We start from the raw sequence: 14,323 nt of genomic DNA on the forward strand, positions 1-14,323 counted from the left end.
GGCGAACATCGATCCCCCGCACCTGCGCGCGCGCCTGGGTGACCGCCATGCCCGGCCGCAGTCCCAGCGCCAGCGCATGCGGGCAGGCGGCGGCGATCTCGATGCGGTTGCCGGTGCGGATGGAGGTGATGAGGGGCACTAAATCCTCCCCGGTACGGAGAGGGGGACCATGCGAAGCATGGTGGAGGGGCGGCGGTGGAACACCGCCGTCTGTGACGGCGGCCCCTCCACCACGCCCTGCGGGCGCGGTCCCCCTCCCCGTGCCGGGGAGGATTTGGGGCGACTCATCCTGCGCCCACCGCGCACCCGGCCGCCAATGGCCCTCGTGCGAGGCCGGCTTGATCCGGCTCGGCTCGGCCGAAGCCGGCGGAAGCGTCTCAGGCGGCCTGACGGTCCGCTCCGCCCGCCGCAGCCTTTCGATGGCCCAATGCGGCAGGTAGAGCGCAGCGACCCGTTGCATCGCACGCCTCCACTAACTGTTCGAAACCTTCTCCCCCCTTTTGCCGCACCAGCGTCAGCCGCCAGCGCGCACGCCCCACGCCCGCCACCGGCAGCGGCGAAGACGGCGCGCACGCCACCCGCCAGCGCGTCACCGCGGCGGAGGGCACCCGCAATGGGTCGCTGCCCTCGCGGGCATGGCGCTTCATCAGCAGCGCGATCGTCCGCCCGCCCTCGGCCGCGAGCTGGAGCCGCCGCGTCGCGGTCATGTCGGCCCGCCTGGCCTCGCCGATCACCGCGCCCAGCCCGCGATGGCGCAGCCCTTCCTCCATGATCGCCAGCAGCTCGGCATCGTCGGCCGCCTCGGCATAGATCAGCCGCTTGTGCTCCAGCCCCACCTGCGCCAGCCCCGGTGCGAACAGGTCGCGCCGCCGCACTACCCACAGCACCGGCCCCCAGGCGCGCGCGGCGATGCCGGCCATGAACAGCGTCGCCGCGCAATCATCGGCCATGTCGCTGCCGCCGCCCGCGATTTCGTGCAGCGCGTCGAGCCGCAGCCCGCCATCGGCGAGCCGCGAATCGATCGCGCCGATTCCGAACGGCAATGCCGGCCGGCGGCGGAACCCGCCGGTCTCGAGACCGCTTAATGTCTCGCGCAACTGCTTCAGGACGGCGGGATCGGCCACGGCTATGCTTTTGGTGCTCACGACTCGGGAACAGGGAATGTTCCTATTCTGTTCCATATGCCGCCAGAGTCAATCCCGGGGATTTTTGCCGGGGACTCGCCAAAGCCATTGTAATTTTATAACAGCCGCGTGAAACATTGAGTCGATGCGCCGCCCGGCGCCATGGACCAGATCGGAGAGAATCGTTGACGGGCCAGCGCGCCAACCTGCCGCCGCTTTCGCTGCACGTGCCCGAGCCGAGGTTCCGGCCCGGCGACGAAGCCGATTTCAGCGATGTCGAGGTGCCGCCCGCCGGCGCCACGCGTCGCCCCGACACGGCGGCGCCCGCGGATAGCTTCCACGAATTGGCCTATGGCCTGATCCGCGTGCTCGACGAATCGGGCCAGGCGGTCGGCCCCTGGGCGCCGCGGCTTGACGCGGACGCCAAGCGCCGGATGCTGCGCGCCATGGCGCTCACCCGTGCGTTCGACGAGCGCATGTTCCGCGCCCAGCGCCAGGGCAAGACCAGCTTCTACATGAAGTCCACCGGCGAGGAGGCCGTCTCGATCGGCGCGGCGATGGCGCTGGCCGGCGACGACATGTGCTTCCCCAGCTATCGCCAGCAGGGCATCCTCATCACCCGCGGCTATCCGCTCGTGGCGATGATGAACCAGATCTATTCGAACAAGGGCGATCCGCTCCAGGGCCGCCAGCTGCCGATCATGTATTCGTCGAAGGAGACGGGATTCTTCTCGATCTCGGGCAATCTCGCGACGCAATATCCCCAGGCGGTGGGCTGGGCGATGGCGAGCGCGGCCAAGGGCGACAGCCGCATCGCCGCCACCTGGTGCGGCGAGGGATCGACGGCCGAGGGCGACTTCCACTCGGCCTGCACCTTCGCCAGCGTCTATCGCGCGCCCGTCATCCTCAACATCGTCAACAATCAATGGGCGATCAGCTCGTTCTCGGGCTTCGCGGGCGCGGAGGCGACCACCTTCGCAGCGCGGGCGATCGGCTATGGCATCGCCGGGCTGCGGGTGGACGGCAACGACGCGCTCGCGGTCTATGCGGCGATGGACTGGGCGGCCGAGCGCGCCCGCACCAATCAGGGGCCGACGCTGATCGAGCATTTCACCTATCGCGCCGAGGGCCATTCCACCTCCGACGATCCCACCGCCTATCGCTCGGCGGGCGAGCCCAATGCCTGGCCGCTCGGCGACCCGATCCGGCGCTTGAAGGACCATCTGATCGCGATCGGCGAATGGGACGAGGAACGGCATCAGGCGCAGGACTTGGAACTCGCCGAGACGGTCAAGGCCGCGCAGAAGGAGGCCGAGAAGAACGGCATCCTCGGCCACGGCATGCACCAGCCCTTCGATTCGATGTTCGAGGGCGTGTTCGAGGAGATGCCGTGGCATCTGAAGGAACAGTCGCAGCAGATGCTCGATGAGCAGAAGGCGGCCGGGCTGTGATGCGCGCCATGATTTTTCTTTCGTCATCCCGGCGCAGGCCGGGATCCAGCGCCCCATGGGACATCGCTCGTGATTCCTGGATCCCGGCCTTCGCCGGGATGACGGAGGGTGGGGAATGACCGACGACAACCAGACCACCGCCCGCATGAACATGATCCAGGCGATCAATTCCGCCATGGACGTGATGATGGAGCGCGACCCTGACGTCGTCGTTATGGGCGAGGATGTCGGCTTTTTCGGCGGCGTCTTCCGCGCCACCGCGGGTCTCCAGGCCAAATACGGCAAGACCCGCGCCTTCGACACGCCGATCACCGAGATCGGCATCATCGGCGTAGCGATCGGCATGGGCGCATACGGCCTGCGCCCGGTGCCCGAGATTCAGTTCGCTGACTACATCTATCCCGCGCTCGACCAGCTCGTGTCGGAGGCGGCGCGGCTGCGCTATCGCTCGGCGGCGGACTTCATCGCGCCGATCACGGTGCGCTCGCCCTATGGCGGCGGCATCTTCGGCGGCCAGACCCATTCGCAGAGCCCCGAGGGCATCTTCACCCATGTCTCGGGCATCAAGACGGTGATCCCGTCCACGCCCTATGACGCCAAGGGGCTGCTGATCGCCGCGATCGAGGACAATGATCCCACGCTCTTCCTCGAGCCCAAGCGCATCTATAACGGCCCGTTCGACGGCCATTACGACCGCCCCTCGCGCAACTGGTCGGCGCATCCGGCGGGCGAAGTGCCGACCGGCTATTACAGGATCCCGCTCGGCAAGGCCGCGACCGTCCGCTCGGGCGAGGCGGTGACGATCCTGTGCTACGGCACGATGGTCCATGTCGTGGCGAACACGGTGGAGGAGATGGGCGTCGACGCCGAGATCATCGACCTGCGGACGCTGGTGCCGCTCGATATCGAGGCGATCGAGGAATCGGTGAAGAAGACCGGCCGCTGCCTGATCGTCCATGAGGCGACGCGCACCGGCGGCTTCGGCGCCGAGCTTTCCGCGCTCGTCCAGGAACGCTGCTTCTATCACCTGGAGGCGCCGATCGAGCGCGTCACCGGCTTCGACACGCCATATCCGCACAGCCTGGAATGGGCCTATTTCCCCGGGCCCGTGCGCATCGGCACGGCGCTCAAGAAAATCCTGAAGGACTGACATGGCACGCTTCACTTTCCGCCTGCCCGACATCGGCGAAGGCATCGCCGAGGCCGAGATCGTCGCCTGGCACGTCAAGATCGGCGATCGCGTGGAGGAGGACCAGCAGGTCGCCGACATGATGACCGACAAGGCCACCGTCGAGATGGAATCCCCCGTCTCCGGCACGGTGCTGGAGCTGGCCGGCGAAGTTGGCGACCAGGTCGCGATCGGCTCCGCGCTGATGGTGGTCGAGACCGACGGCGAGGTGTCGGAAGCGCCGGTCTCCGAAGAGGTCGAAGCCGAGACGCCTGGCGTGGAGGAAGAAAAGCCCTCTCCCCTCCGGGGAGAGGGTTGGGAGAGGGGCAGTGAGGAACAGCCCGCTCCCGCGATTCAGGCCCCTCTCCCCGATGGCGAGCGCGCGCAGAGGCACGTCCTCGCCAGCCCCGCCGTCCGCGCTCGCGCCCAGGATCTCGGCATCGATCTCGCCCAGGTGAAGGCCGAGGGTGATCGCCTGCGCCATTCCGATCTCGACGCCTATCTCCGCTATGGCAGTGGCCAGGGCTATCACGCCCCGCATGCCGATCGCGCCCGCGCGGACGAGGCGGTCAAGGTCATCGGCATGCGCCGCCGCATCGCCGAGAACATGGCGGCGTCGAAGCGCGCCATCCCGCACTTCACCTATGTCGAGGAGATCGACGTCACCGCGCTGGAGGCGATGCGCGGCGACCTCAACGACAATCGCGGCAACCGCCCCAAGCTGACGATGCTGCCCTTCCTGATCGTCGCGATCTGCCGCACGGTCCCCGATTTCCCGATGATAAACGCGCGCTATGACGACGAAGCGGGCGTCGTCACCCGCCATGGCCGCGTCCATCTCGGCATGGCGACGCAGACCGATGCGGGCCTGATGGTTCCCGTCATCCGCGACGCGCAGGATCGTAACGTCTGGCAGCTCGCCACCGAGATCGGCCGTCTCGCCGATGCCGCGCGCACCGGCAAGGCGAAGCCGGAGGAGCTTTCGGGCTCGACCCTCACCGTCACCTCGCTCGGCCCGCTCGGCGGCATCGCCACTACGCCCGTCATCAACCGGCCGGAAGTCGCGATCATCGGCCCCAACAAGATCGTCGAGCGCCCCATCTTCCAGGGCGACGACATCGTCCGCGCCAAGCTGATGAACCTCTCGATCTCGTGCGATCACCGCGTCGTCGACGGCTGGGATGCGGCGAGCTTCGTCCAGGCGGTGAAGAAGCTGCTCGAAACCCCGGCGCTGCTCTTCGCGGATTGAGGCCATGCGCTGGCGAGCGATGACGGCGGACGACTTGGACGGCGTCGTCGCCGTCGCGGCCATCGCGTTTCCCGATCACCCGGAGGGCCGGGCCTGCTTCGCCGAGCGGCTCGCGCTCTGCCCTGGGCTCTGTTTCGTGCTGGCGGAGGGGAGCCGGGTGCGTGGCTATCTGATTGCCTATCCTTGGCCGCTGGGCGAGATCCCGCCGCTCGATACGCTGCTCGGCAGCCTGCCCGAGGCGCGCGATACCTATTATCTCCACGATCTCGCGCTGCTGCCCGAAGCGCGCGGGCAGGGCCAGGCCGCGGCCGGGCTCGCCATGCTCTTCGCGCGCGTCGCCGCGCCGATCGCGCTGGTTTCGGTCAACGATTCCGCCGCCTTCTGGCGCGCCCAGGGCTTTGCCGAGGCCGATCGCCCCGATCTGCGGCGCAAGCTCGCCAGCTATGGCGCCGATGCCCGTTACATGGTCCGCCCAGCGCGCGTCACAATCGGGCATTAGGGACAGGGCCATGCATTTCGATCTGATCCAGTCGCTCAGCCTCGCCGGCGCCTCCGATACCCCCAATGACGATCGCGCGGGCGCGGCCCATGCCCATGGCTGGGTGATCGACGGCGCCACCGATCTCGGCCCGCCGGGGCTGATGGGTGCGCGGGGCGGTGCGGCCTGGCTGTCGGGTGAGGCGCATGCCGCCTTCACTGCCGCCGATGCCGCATCGATCGAGGCGATGTGCGAGGCCGTCGCCGCACATCTCGCCGCCGCCTATGCGGCGACGCGCACCCGCGATCCGCTCGGCCGCTGGGAGCTGCCGATGGCCGCGTTCCTCGCCGCCCGTCTTGCCGAGAACACGCTGGAATGCGGCTGGCTCGGCGATTGCGTCGGCCTGTTGCGCAGCGGCGATCGAGTCACGCGCTTCGGCCCCGTGCGCGAGGCCAAGGATGCCGAGGCCGAACGCGCCGCCAGCATGGCCGAGCATGGTCTGGGCAACGTCAAGAAGAGCGCCCCGATCCTCGAGAATCTCCGCGTCTCGCGCAGCCGCCCCGGCATCGCCGTGCTCGGCGTCGAGCCGGAGACGATGCGCCAGCTTGAGGTCGCCCGCATGCCCTGCGCCCCCGGCGACGAACTGCTGCTGATGAGCGACGGCTTCTCCGCGCTGATCGACGCCTATGCCGCGTTCGACGCCACGGCGCTGATGGACGCGCTCGCCGAGCATGGCCTGGCCCGGCTCGGCATCCGCCTGCGCGAGATCGAAGCCGACGACGCCGCCTGCACCCGCTTCCCGCGCTTCAAGATATCGGACGACGCGACGGCGCTGTGGCTGCGAATCGGCGGCTGAGCATGGCTCATTTCCTGCTGCGCTACACGCTCGCCCCCGATTATCTCGATCGCCGCGCGCAGTTCCGCGACCGGCATCTCGCTTTGGCCTGGGCGGCTTCGGAGCAGGGCACGCTGCTGCTCGGCGGCGCGGTCGGCGATCCGGTGGAAAGCGTGCTGCTGCTCTTCGCCGATGCGGAAGCCGCACGCGCCTTTGCCAAGAGCGATCCCTATGTGGCGGAAGGGCTCGTCACGCGCTGGGAAGTGCTGCCCTGGATCACCGTCGTCGGCGCGGCGGCGGCCAGACCGGTGCGGCCGGCCTGAGCCCTATTCCGGCACGAAGATCGATCGGCTGAGCGCGTCGCGTATCTGATCGCGGCCCTGCTGCATCCGTTCGGTCGCCCCGCGCTCGATCCGCGCTGTTTCGCCTGCAAGCGCCTTGCGCCGCGCGGCGAGCGCATCGAAGCGTGCCTTGTCGCCCGGATTGTTGAAACCGAAATAGGCGTTGTCGTTATACCAGCCATGCCGCGCGAGCAGCGTGCAGAGCTCGCCCGTCGCGTCGAGCATCGCGAGCTGGTTCGCCAGCAGCGTATCGTCCTTGCCCGCCGCCGCGTCGGTGCCGGTCATGATGGCGATGCCCTGTTTCGCCTGCCCCGAAAGCGTTGCCGCATCGATCGTCCGGCGCAGTTTCTCCCGGCGCCCGGCGCGCGCGTCGCTCTGCTGGCGTGCCAGCGTCCGGACGCTCTCGATCTCGCCGCAATGGCCGATCGCGCGCGGATCCTGCTGGAGCAGATAGGGGCTGGTGAGCGCGCCCGCGCCGAACTTGCCGAGCGCCGCCGCATAGTCGCGCTGCTCGGCGGCATTCGCCTGGGCCCCTTCGACGAACAGCCGCGAGATCGGCCCGCGCGCCGATGCGTCGCCCGGCAGTTGCGGCGCGCCCTGGGGGCCGAACTCGACTTCGGCGAAGCTGCTCGCATCCGCCCGCGCCCGCGTCTGGTATTGGCCGTGCGCGACCAGCCCGGTGGCGACACCTGCGACGGCCAGGATCGCCAGCGATCCCAGCTTCCATGTCAGCGGCGAGCGGCGGATGGTGACGACGAACCCGATCGCCCAGAGCAGCACCGCCAGCGCCGCCCCGCCGATCACCAGCGTCGCATAAGGTTGCTGGGGCGCCAGCCGCGGCCCGATCACCGCCGCCAGCACCAGCACGGCGCAGCCCGCCAGCACGGCGATCACGGGATGGTCCTGCGGCGCGTGCGTGCCTGCCTGCTCGGCTTCGTCGGTCATGGTTTCCCCCTTGTTGCCGTACTTTAGAGCCGGCGCTTGATACCGGCAATGGCCGTGAAGGTCCGTATCGGGCGCGCTTTCCGCTTTGCGATCCCCAAGCCGCGCTTGCTTGCGCCGCGCCGCGCGATCGGCTCAACCGCGCGGCATGACCCGTTCCTCCCCTCCCGATGCCCAGGGCCTCGCGCTCGGCGTCGGCGCCTATGCGCTGTGGGGCGTGCTGCCGCTCTACATCCACCTGCTGAAGGGCGTGCCCTCGCTCCAAGTGCTCGCGCACCGCGTGCTCTGGTCGCTGCTGCTGCTCGCCGTGATCGTGATCCTGCTCCGCCGCGGTCCCGCGATCCTCGCCGCCGCGCGGCAGCGGCGTACCTTGTTGCTGCTTTTCGCCAGCGCCGCGCTGATCGCAGTCAACTGGATCGTCTATATCTGGGCGGTCCAGAACGATCATGTGCTCGAGGCGAGCCTGGGCTATTTCATCAATCCGCTGGTCAATGTCGCGCTGGGCGTCGCGATATTGGGCGAGCGGCTGCGGCGCATCCAGGGCGTCGCCATCGGGATCGCCGCGGTCGGCGTGGTGGTGCTGGCGTTCGACGGCGTCGGATCGCTGTGGATCCCGCTTTCGCTCGCCGCCAGCTTCGGCGCCTATGGCCTGGTGCGCAAGGTCGTGGCGATCGATGCGCTGGGCGGCCTCACCGTCGAGACGCTGCTGCTCGCCCCGGTCTGCGCCGCCTGGCTCGCTTATGCAGCGAGCACGGGGGAGGGCGCGTTCGGCCATTCCCGCCATCTCGACATGCTGCTGGTGCTCGCCGGCGCCGTCACCGCCACGCCGCTGCTGCTCTTCGCCGCCGCCGCCCGCCGCATGCCCTATGCCACGCTCGGCCTGCTCCAGTATCTCGCGCCCTCGCTGCAATTCCTGGAGGCGGTGCTGCTGTTCGGCGAGCCCGTCCACACCGCGCACCTCGTCACCTTCGCGCTGATCTGGAGCGGCTGCGCGCTCTATGCGTGGGACAGCCTGCGCGCGCTCAAGGCATCCGCTGCTGGAAGGCCGGCCGCGACGCCCCATATCAGCGCGCAGCAACAGGAAAACGCGCCATGACCAACCGTCCCGTGAAGATCCCCGGCCCCGATCATCCCATCACCGTCACCCCCGGCGAAGCGCATGTCGTGGTCCGCGCCGGCGGCAAGGTGATCGCCGACACGCGCCGCGCGCTGGCGCTCCAGGAAGCGAGCTACCCGCTGGTCTATTACATCCCGCGCGAGGATGCCGCGATGGACCTGCTCGAACGCAGCGACCATGCGAGCTATTGCCCCTATAAGGGCGAGGCATCCTATTATTCGGTGCGCGGCGGCACGGCGAACGCGGTGTGGAGCTATGAGGCGCCCTATGACGCGGTCGCCGAGATAAGCGGCCATCTCGCTTTCTATCCCGATCGCGTCGACGGGATCGAGGTCAATCCGTGAAGCTGGCCGGGCGCTTCTGCAGGTTCGCCGTCACCGCCTCGATCTGATTGGGCGAGCGCAGCAGCGCCGCCTGCTCGGCGCTTTCGGCGGTCAGGATCGCGGCGGCGTCGCCCTCCAGATTGGCGAGCCGCTTGGCGGCGCGGACCGCATGCGGGTTGCGCCCCGCTATCGCCCGGGCCAGCGCCATCGCCTCCCCATGCGGATCCTCGGCGATGCGGGTGACGAAGCCCAGCGCCAGCGCCTCCTCCGCGCCGAACTCGCGCGCGGTGTAAGCCAGCTCGCGCAGCGCATCGTCGCGCACATTGCCGCGCCACAGCGCGAAGCCGGCCATATCGGGCACGATGCCCCATTTCATCTCCATCACCGCCAGCCGCGCATCGGGCGCCGCGATCCGCACGTCCGCCCCGCTGGCGATCTGCAGGCCCCCGCCGAACGCCACGCCGTGCACTGCCGCGATCACCGGCACGCCCAGTGTCCGCCAGCCCCAGGCGACCTGCTGGAAATCATTGGCGAGGCCATGGGTGCGCGTCGCCAGATCGGTGCCCGTTCCCGCCGACGCCATGCTCGCCATGTCGAGCCCCGCGCAAAAGCCGCGCCCTTCGCCGGACAGCACCACCGCATGCAGTCCCGGCGTCGCCTCCAGCTCGGTGATCGCCGCGATGATCCCGGCGAACATCGCCGGATCGAGCGCATTGAGCTTGTCCGGCCGCGCCAGCCGCACATCGGCTACGCCGCCCTCGATGCTGATCGCCACCCGATGTTCGGTCATCCTCGCTCTCCTTTTCCGCCGTGCATAAGGCAAAACAGGGGAGCGGAAACGAAGATTCAGGTGCCGCCGAGCAGCCGATGGAGCATCAGCCGGCCCGGTTCGAGCCGTGCCCGCTCCACGGCGTAATGTTCCCCCGCATTTGCGTGGGCGCGCAGGCACGGCTAGTGCCCGGCCATGCCTGGCGACGACAATGCCCCCTCCACCGGCTTCGATCCGCGCCTGTTCTTCGATGCCCGGCTGCTCGGCCATGGCAATCGGCTCGCGATCGTCCATCGCGCGCATGGCGATGACTGGGCGGAGCTGGCGCTGCCCTATGCCGATGCGCTGATCGGCGATCCGTCCTCCGGCGTGCTCGCATCGGGGCCGATCCTGGCGCTGATGGACATGGCGACCAGCGTCGGCGTGTGGCGCAGGGTCGGCGCGTTCAAGCCGCATGCGACGCTCGACCTGCGCATCGATTATCTGCGCCCTGCCCGGCCGGGGCAGACGGTGATCGGGCATGGCGAATGCTATCGCATCACCCGCTCGATCGCGTTCGTGCGCGGCCAGGCGCATGACGGCGATCCGGCCGATCCGCTGGCGCATGTCGCGGGCACGTTCATGGCGGCGGAGGGCTATTGGTGAAGCTGCCGCCCTATGCCGAGTTCCTGGGCCTCACCGTCGAGCCCGACGAACATGCCCCCGTGCTGGTGATGCCGTTCGGCCCGGACGTGGTCGGTCGGCCGCACTTCGTCCATGGCGGGGCGATCGGCGGGTTGCTCGAAATGGCGGCGGTGGTGGCGCTATGGCATGCGCTGGAGGCCGATGGCGGCGGCCGGATCAAGCCGATCAACGTGACCGTCGATTATATGCGCGGTGGTCGCGAAAAGCCGACCCGCGCCCAGGGCACCGTCACCCGCCTCGGCAATCGCGTCGCCAATGTCGAGGCGGTCGCCTGGCAGGGCGAACCCGACCGCCCGATCGCCAAGGCGCGGATGAACTATCTGATCGTGCGCTAGGCGCCGAATCGCCGATTCCGTCGGGCAGGTGCCGGTGCGGACGACACCGGGCCTTTCCACCCTCGCCACAGGGTCTTGCCGCAGCGCATCGCAGCGCGTATATAGCGCGTGCTTTCTCGGACATCGTCAAACATGATCGAGGTCGGAGCCCGCAGGGCCCCGGCGCCAAAGCTGCTTATCTGATTGCCGGAGACCCGATGGCGGACATCGCCGCACTGACCAGGTTGATCGAACCCGAAGCCCAGGCGCTCGGGCTCGCGCTCGTGCGCGTCAAGATGTTCGGCGGGCAGAGCGATCCGACGCTCCAGATCATGGCCGAGCGCCCCGATACGCGCCAGCTCACGATCGACGATTGCGCCGATCTCTCGCGCCGCATCTCGGATCGGCTCGATGAGCTGGAGGCCGCCGGCCGCGATCCGATCGACCATGCCTATCGGCTGGAGGTCAGCTCGCCGGGCATCGATCGCCCGCTCACCCGCCTCCAGGACTATGACGACTGGAAGGGGCATGAGGCGCGGATCAACCTGAGCGCCCCCACCGAGGACGGCCGCAAGCAGCTCACCGGAATATTGGCGGGTATCGACGGCGACACCGTCACCATCGACGTCCGCAAGCATCGCGAAGTCGCCGTGCCGTTCGCGCAGATCGCCGACGGCAAGCTGCTGATGACCGATGCCCTGATCGCCGCAACCGTGCCCCTCTCCCCCGAGGGCGCCGACAAGATTATCGAAGTGGAAGGATAAAGGATGGCCACTGCCATTTCCGCCAACAAGGCCGAGCTGCTCGCGATCGCCGATTCGGTCGCCAAGGAGAAGCTGATCGACAAGGCCATCGTCATCGAGGCGATGGAGGACGCGATCCAGCGGGCCGCCAAGAATCGCTACGGTGTCGAGAACGACATCCGCGCCAAGCTCGATCCGGTCTCGGGCGATCTGCGCCTGTGGCGCGTGGTCGAGGTGGTCGAGGCGGTCGACGATTATTTCAAGCAGGTCTCGGTCAAGGACGCGCAGAAGCTCCAGAAGGGCGCGGTCGTCGGCGATTACATCGTCGATCCGCTGCCCGCGATCGAGTTCGGCCGCATCCAGGCCCAGGCTTCGAAGCAGATCATCTTCCAGAAGGTCCGCGACGCCGAGCGCGAACGCCAGTTCGAGGAATTCAAGGACCGGATGGGTGAGATCATCACCGGCGTCGTGAAGCGCGTCGAGTTCGGCCATGTGGTCGTCGATCTCGGCCGCGCCGAGGGCGTGATCCGCCGCGACCAGCAGATCCCGCGCGAAGTCGTCCGCGTCGGCGATCGCGTCCGCTCGATCATCCTCAACGTCCGCCGCGAGAACCGCGGCCCGCAGATCTTCCTCAGCCGCGCGCATCCGGACTTCATGAAGAAGCTGTTCGCGCAGGAAGTGCCCGAGATCTACGACGGCATCATCGAGATCAAGGCCGCCGCCCGCGACCCCGGCTCGCGCGCCAAGATCGGCGTCATCTCGCATGATTCGAGCATCGATCCGGTCGGCGCCTGCGTCGGCATGAAGGGCAGCCGCGTGCAGGCCGTCGTGCAGGAGATGCAGGGCGAGAAGATCGACATCATCCCCTGGTCGCCCGATACCGCGACCTTCGTCGTCAACGCGCTCCAGCCGGCCAATGTCAGCCGCGTCGTGATCGACGAGGAAGAGGACCGCATCGAAGTCGTCGTCCCCGACGACCAGCTCAGCCTCGCGATCGGCCGCCGCGGCCAGAATGTCCGCCTCGCCTCGCAGCTCACCGCCAAGGCGATCGACATCCTCACCGAGGCCGACGCCTCCGAGAAGCGCCAGAAGGAGTTCGTCGAGCGTTCGGAGATGTTCCAGAACGAGCTCGACGTCGACGAGACGCTGGCGCAGCTGCTGGTCGCCGAGGGCTTCGGCAGCCTCGAAGAGGTCGCCTATGTCGAGCTCGACGAGATCGCCGGAATCGAGGGCTTCGACGAGGAGCTCGGCCAGGAGCTGCAGAGCCGCGCGCAGGAAGCGCTCGAGCGCCGCGAGGAGGCCAATCGCACCGAGCGCCGCGCGCTGGGCGTCGAGGACGATCTCGCCACAATGCCGTACCTGACCGAGGCGATGCTGGTCACGCTCGGCAAGGCCGGCATCCGGACGCTCGACGACCTCGCCGATCTGGCGACCGACGAACTGGTGCAGAAGAAGCGCCAGGAGCCGCGCCGCCGCAACGAGGATGCGCCCAAGCGCGATCAGGACAAGGGCGGCGTGCTTGCCGAATATGGCCTGAGCGACGAGCAGGGCAACGAGATCATCATGGCGGCCCGCGCCCATTGGTTCGCGGACGAAGCGGCGGCTCCGGCCGCCGGCGCCTCTGATACCGGCGCAGCCGGCGAGGAGGACGCTGTTGCGGAATCCGAGCAATGAGACGCCGAGCGTAAACGGCATCGATGACGCGGCGGATGGTCCCATCCGCCGCTGCATCCTCTCGGGCGAGCACGAGGCGCGCGATCATCTCGTGCGCCTGGCGCTTTCGCCCGATGGCGAGGTGCTGCCCGATGTCCGCGCCAAGGCGCCGGGTCGCGGCGCCTGGATCGGCGTCACCCGCGCCGAGCTGGAGGTCGCGCAGGCCAAGGGCAAGCTGAAGGGCGCGCTGTCCCGCGCGTTCAAGACCGGCGAGATTCGCATCCCGGACGATCTGGGCGCGCGCATCGAGACGCAGCTCCAGCGCAACCTGCTCGATCGGCTCGGCCTCGAATCCCGATCGGGCTCGGTCGTCACCGGCGGCGAGAAGCTCGACAAGGCGGCCCGTTCGGGCAAGCTCCATTTGCTGCTCCATGCGGCCGATGCGAGCGAGGACGGGTCGCGAAAGCTCGCCCAGGCATGGCGAGTCGGCTCCGATCAGGAGGGCAGCGACCTCAAGGGATTGGCATTGCCGGTCCCGCGCACCATATTGTCCTTGGCGCTTGGCCGCGAAAATGTGGTACATGCCGGCCTGATCGATGCCCGGGCAGCCAGGCGGGTGAGCGAAGCGCTCGACCGTTGGCTGCACTTTATCGGCCCCGAACACAGTCCATGAGTCTTGCGAAACCCATTCGCACGGCGCATCGGCGCTATGCGAGCGGCCCGACCGGTAAGAAGAATTAACGAAGGATTTTGAGTACGCGATGAGCGATACCGACAACGACAAGCCGAAACTGGGCATGCGCGCGCCGCTGGGTCTGAAGCGCACGGTCGAGACGGGCAAGGTGAAGCAGAGCTTCAGCCATGGCCGCTCGAACACCGTGGTCGTGGAAGTGAAGCGCCGCCGTGTCCTCGGCCCGCAGGGCACGCCGCAGGAAGAGCAGCAGACGCCCGCCCCGGCGCCGGTCGCCGCCGGCCCCCCCCCCCAGGGCGGGCGGAGGGGAGGAGGCGGGGGGGGGGGGGGGGGGGGGGGGGGGGGGGGGGGGGCGGCGAGGGGGGGGGGGGGGTGGGTGGCCGGGGCGGGGGGGGGGGGGGTGGCCGCGACGTCCGATTGCGCGGTGGCGAGCCCCTGTTG

At 68.7% G+C, this 14,323-nt stretch carries 17 protein-coding genes; 14 read left to right on the forward strand and 3 right to left on the reverse strand.

What is annotated here, in order from left to right; genetic code table 11:
- Positions 1-377: 377 nt before the first annotated feature.
- On the reverse strand, positions 378-1,124 hold the full coding sequence (locus tag HB724_RS19190) for a protein ImuA (protein ID WP_213982558.1): 747 nt from the start codon (positions 1,122-1,124) through the stop codon (positions 378-380).
- Between the two features lie 185 nt (positions 1,125-1,309).
- Between HB724_RS19190 and HB724_RS19195 the strand changes: the two genes are divergently transcribed.
- From HB724_RS19195 to HB724_RS19220, 6 genes are all read left to right on the forward strand, one after another.
- A complete protein-coding gene (locus tag HB724_RS19195; RefSeq protein WP_213982559.1) occupies positions 1,310-2,575 on the forward strand; it encodes a 3-methyl-2-oxobutanoate dehydrogenase (2-methylpropanoyl-transferring) subunit alpha in 1,266 nt (421 codons plus the stop codon).
- A gap of 145 nt (positions 2,576-2,720) precedes the next feature.
- Complete coding sequence (locus HB724_RS19200; protein ID WP_213982572.1) at positions 2,721-3,725, forward strand: alpha-ketoacid dehydrogenase subunit beta; 1,005 nt, start codon at positions 2,721-2,723, stop codon at positions 3,723-3,725.
- Between the two features lies 1 nt (position 3,726).
- Positions 3,727-4,992: a dihydrolipoamide acetyltransferase family protein gene (locus HB724_RS19205; protein ID WP_213982560.1), complete on the forward strand. Its 1,266-nt coding sequence runs from the start codon at positions 3,727-3,729 to the stop codon at positions 4,990-4,992.
- Between the two features lie 4 nt (positions 4,993-4,996).
- Positions 4,997-5,491, forward strand: coding sequence for a GNAT family N-acetyltransferase (locus tag HB724_RS19210; protein ID WP_213982561.1), 495 nt, complete (start codon positions 4,997-4,999; stop codon positions 5,489-5,491).
- A 10-nt stretch (positions 5,492-5,501) separates the two neighbouring features.
- Positions 5,502-6,326, forward strand: coding sequence for a protein phosphatase 2C domain-containing protein (locus HB724_RS19215; RefSeq protein WP_213982562.1), 825 nt, complete (start codon positions 5,502-5,504; stop codon positions 6,324-6,326).
- A gap of 2 nt (positions 6,327-6,328) precedes the next feature.
- Complete coding sequence (locus HB724_RS19220; RefSeq protein ID WP_213982563.1) at positions 6,329-6,628, forward strand: YciI-like protein; 300 nt, start codon at positions 6,329-6,331, stop codon at positions 6,626-6,628.
- Positions 6,629-6,631: 3 nt separating this feature from the next.
- Here HB724_RS19220 and HB724_RS19225 read toward each other — a convergent pair whose 3' ends face one another.
- On the reverse strand, positions 6,632-7,591 hold the full coding sequence (locus HB724_RS19225; protein ID WP_213982564.1) for a hypothetical protein: 960 nt from the start codon (positions 7,589-7,591) through the stop codon (positions 6,632-6,634).
- A 145-nt stretch (positions 7,592-7,736) separates the two neighbouring features.
- On the opposite strand from HB724_RS19225, the gene rarD reads away from it, so the two are divergent.
- Positions 7,737-8,684, forward strand: coding sequence for an EamA family transporter RarD (gene rarD / locus HB724_RS19230; RefSeq protein WP_213982565.1), 948 nt, complete (start codon positions 7,737-7,739; stop codon positions 8,682-8,684).
- Entirely contained in the window at positions 8,681-9,049 is a 369-nt protein-coding gene (locus HB724_RS19235) for a DUF427 domain-containing protein (protein WP_213982566.1), read from the forward strand. Before rarD ends, HB724_RS19235 begins: the two co-directional genes overlap by 4 nt.
- Here the strand turns inward: HB724_RS19235 and HB724_RS19240 are convergent.
- Positions 9,039-9,818, reverse strand: coding sequence for a crotonase/enoyl-CoA hydratase family protein (locus HB724_RS19240; protein ID WP_213982567.1), 780 nt, complete (start codon positions 9,816-9,818; stop codon positions 9,039-9,041). The two genes, HB724_RS19235 and HB724_RS19240, sit on opposite strands and share 11 nt — an antisense overlap.
- Positions 9,819-9,992: 174 nt before the next feature.
- On the opposite strand from HB724_RS19240, the gene HB724_RS19245 reads away from it, so the two are divergent.
- The 6 genes from HB724_RS19245 to HB724_RS20610 form a co-directional block, all read left to right on the forward strand.
- A complete protein-coding gene (locus HB724_RS19245) occupies positions 9,993-10,442 on the forward strand; it encodes a PaaI family thioesterase (RefSeq protein WP_213982568.1) in 450 nt (149 codons plus the stop codon).
- Positions 10,439-10,816 carry a hotdog fold thioesterase gene (locus tag HB724_RS19250; protein WP_213982569.1) on the forward strand — a complete coding sequence of 126 codons (378 nt, stop codon included), beginning with the start codon at positions 10,439-10,441 and terminating at the stop codon, positions 10,814-10,816. Before HB724_RS19245 ends, HB724_RS19250 begins: the two co-directional genes overlap by 4 nt.
- Before the next feature lie 197 nt (positions 10,817-11,013).
- Entirely contained in the window at positions 11,014-11,559 is a 546-nt protein-coding gene (gene rimP, locus HB724_RS19255; protein ID WP_213982570.1) for a ribosome maturation protein RimP, read from the forward strand.
- A 3-nt stretch (positions 11,560-11,562) separates the two neighbouring features.
- Complete coding sequence (nusA, locus tag HB724_RS19260; RefSeq protein WP_213982571.1) at positions 11,563-13,212, forward strand: transcription termination factor NusA; 1,650 nt, start codon at positions 11,563-11,565, stop codon at positions 13,210-13,212.
- A complete protein-coding gene (locus HB724_RS19265) occupies positions 13,193-13,864 on the forward strand; it encodes a DUF448 domain-containing protein (protein ID WP_256731629.1) in 672 nt (223 codons plus the stop codon). The genes nusA and HB724_RS19265 overlap by 20 nt, the downstream gene beginning before the upstream one ends.
- 88 nt (positions 13,865-13,952) lie before the next feature.
- Positions 13,953-14,323, forward strand: a 371-nt coding sequence (locus HB724_RS20610) for a translation initiation factor IF-2 associated domain-containing protein (RefSeq protein ID WP_256731630.1), incomplete at its 3' end; no start/stop codon positions are given.

Source organism: Sphingomonas sp. dw_22 (assembly GCF_018449795.1).
Lineage (GTDB): Bacteria > Pseudomonadota > Alphaproteobacteria > Sphingomonadales > Sphingomonadaceae > Sphingomonas.

Coding starts and splice junctions, on each gene's coding strand:
- HB724_RS19200 (WP_213982572.1), top strand. CDS start 2,721: ATGAACATGATCCAGGCGATCAATTCCGCCATGGACGTGATGATGGAG.
- HB724_RS19205 (WP_213982560.1), top strand. CDS start 3,727: ATGGCACGCTTCACTTTCCGCCTGCCCGACATCGGCGAAGGCATCGCC.
- HB724_RS19210 (WP_213982561.1), top strand. CDS start 4,997: ATGCGCTGGCGAGCGATGACGGCGGACGACTTGGACGGCGTCGTCGCC.
- HB724_RS19215 (WP_213982562.1), top strand. CDS start 5,502: ATGCATTTCGATCTGATCCAGTCGCTCAGCCTCGCCGGCGCCTCCGAT.
- HB724_RS19220 (WP_213982563.1), top strand. CDS start 6,329: ATGGCTCATTTCCTGCTGCGCTACACGCTCGCCCCCGATTATCTCGAT.
- HB724_RS19225 (WP_213982564.1), bottom strand. CDS start 7,591: ATGACCGACGAAGCCGAGCAGGCAGGCACGCACGCGCCGCAGGACCAT.
- rarD (WP_213982565.1), top strand. CDS start 7,737: ATGACCCGTTCCTCCCCTCCCGATGCCCAGGGCCTCGCGCTCGGCGTC.
- HB724_RS19235 (WP_213982566.1), top strand. CDS start 8,681: ATGACCAACCGTCCCGTGAAGATCCCCGGCCCCGATCATCCCATCACC.
- HB724_RS19240 (WP_213982567.1), bottom strand. CDS start 9,818: ATGACCGAACATCGGGTGGCGATCAGCATCGAGGGCGGCGTAGCCGAT.
- HB724_RS19245 (WP_213982568.1), top strand. CDS start 9,993: ATGCCTGGCGACGACAATGCCCCCTCCACCGGCTTCGATCCGCGCCTG.
- rimP (WP_213982570.1), top strand. CDS start 11,014: ATGGCGGACATCGCCGCACTGACCAGGTTGATCGAACCCGAAGCCCAG.
- nusA (WP_213982571.1), top strand. CDS start 11,563: ATGGCCACTGCCATTTCCGCCAACAAGGCCGAGCTGCTCGCGATCGCC.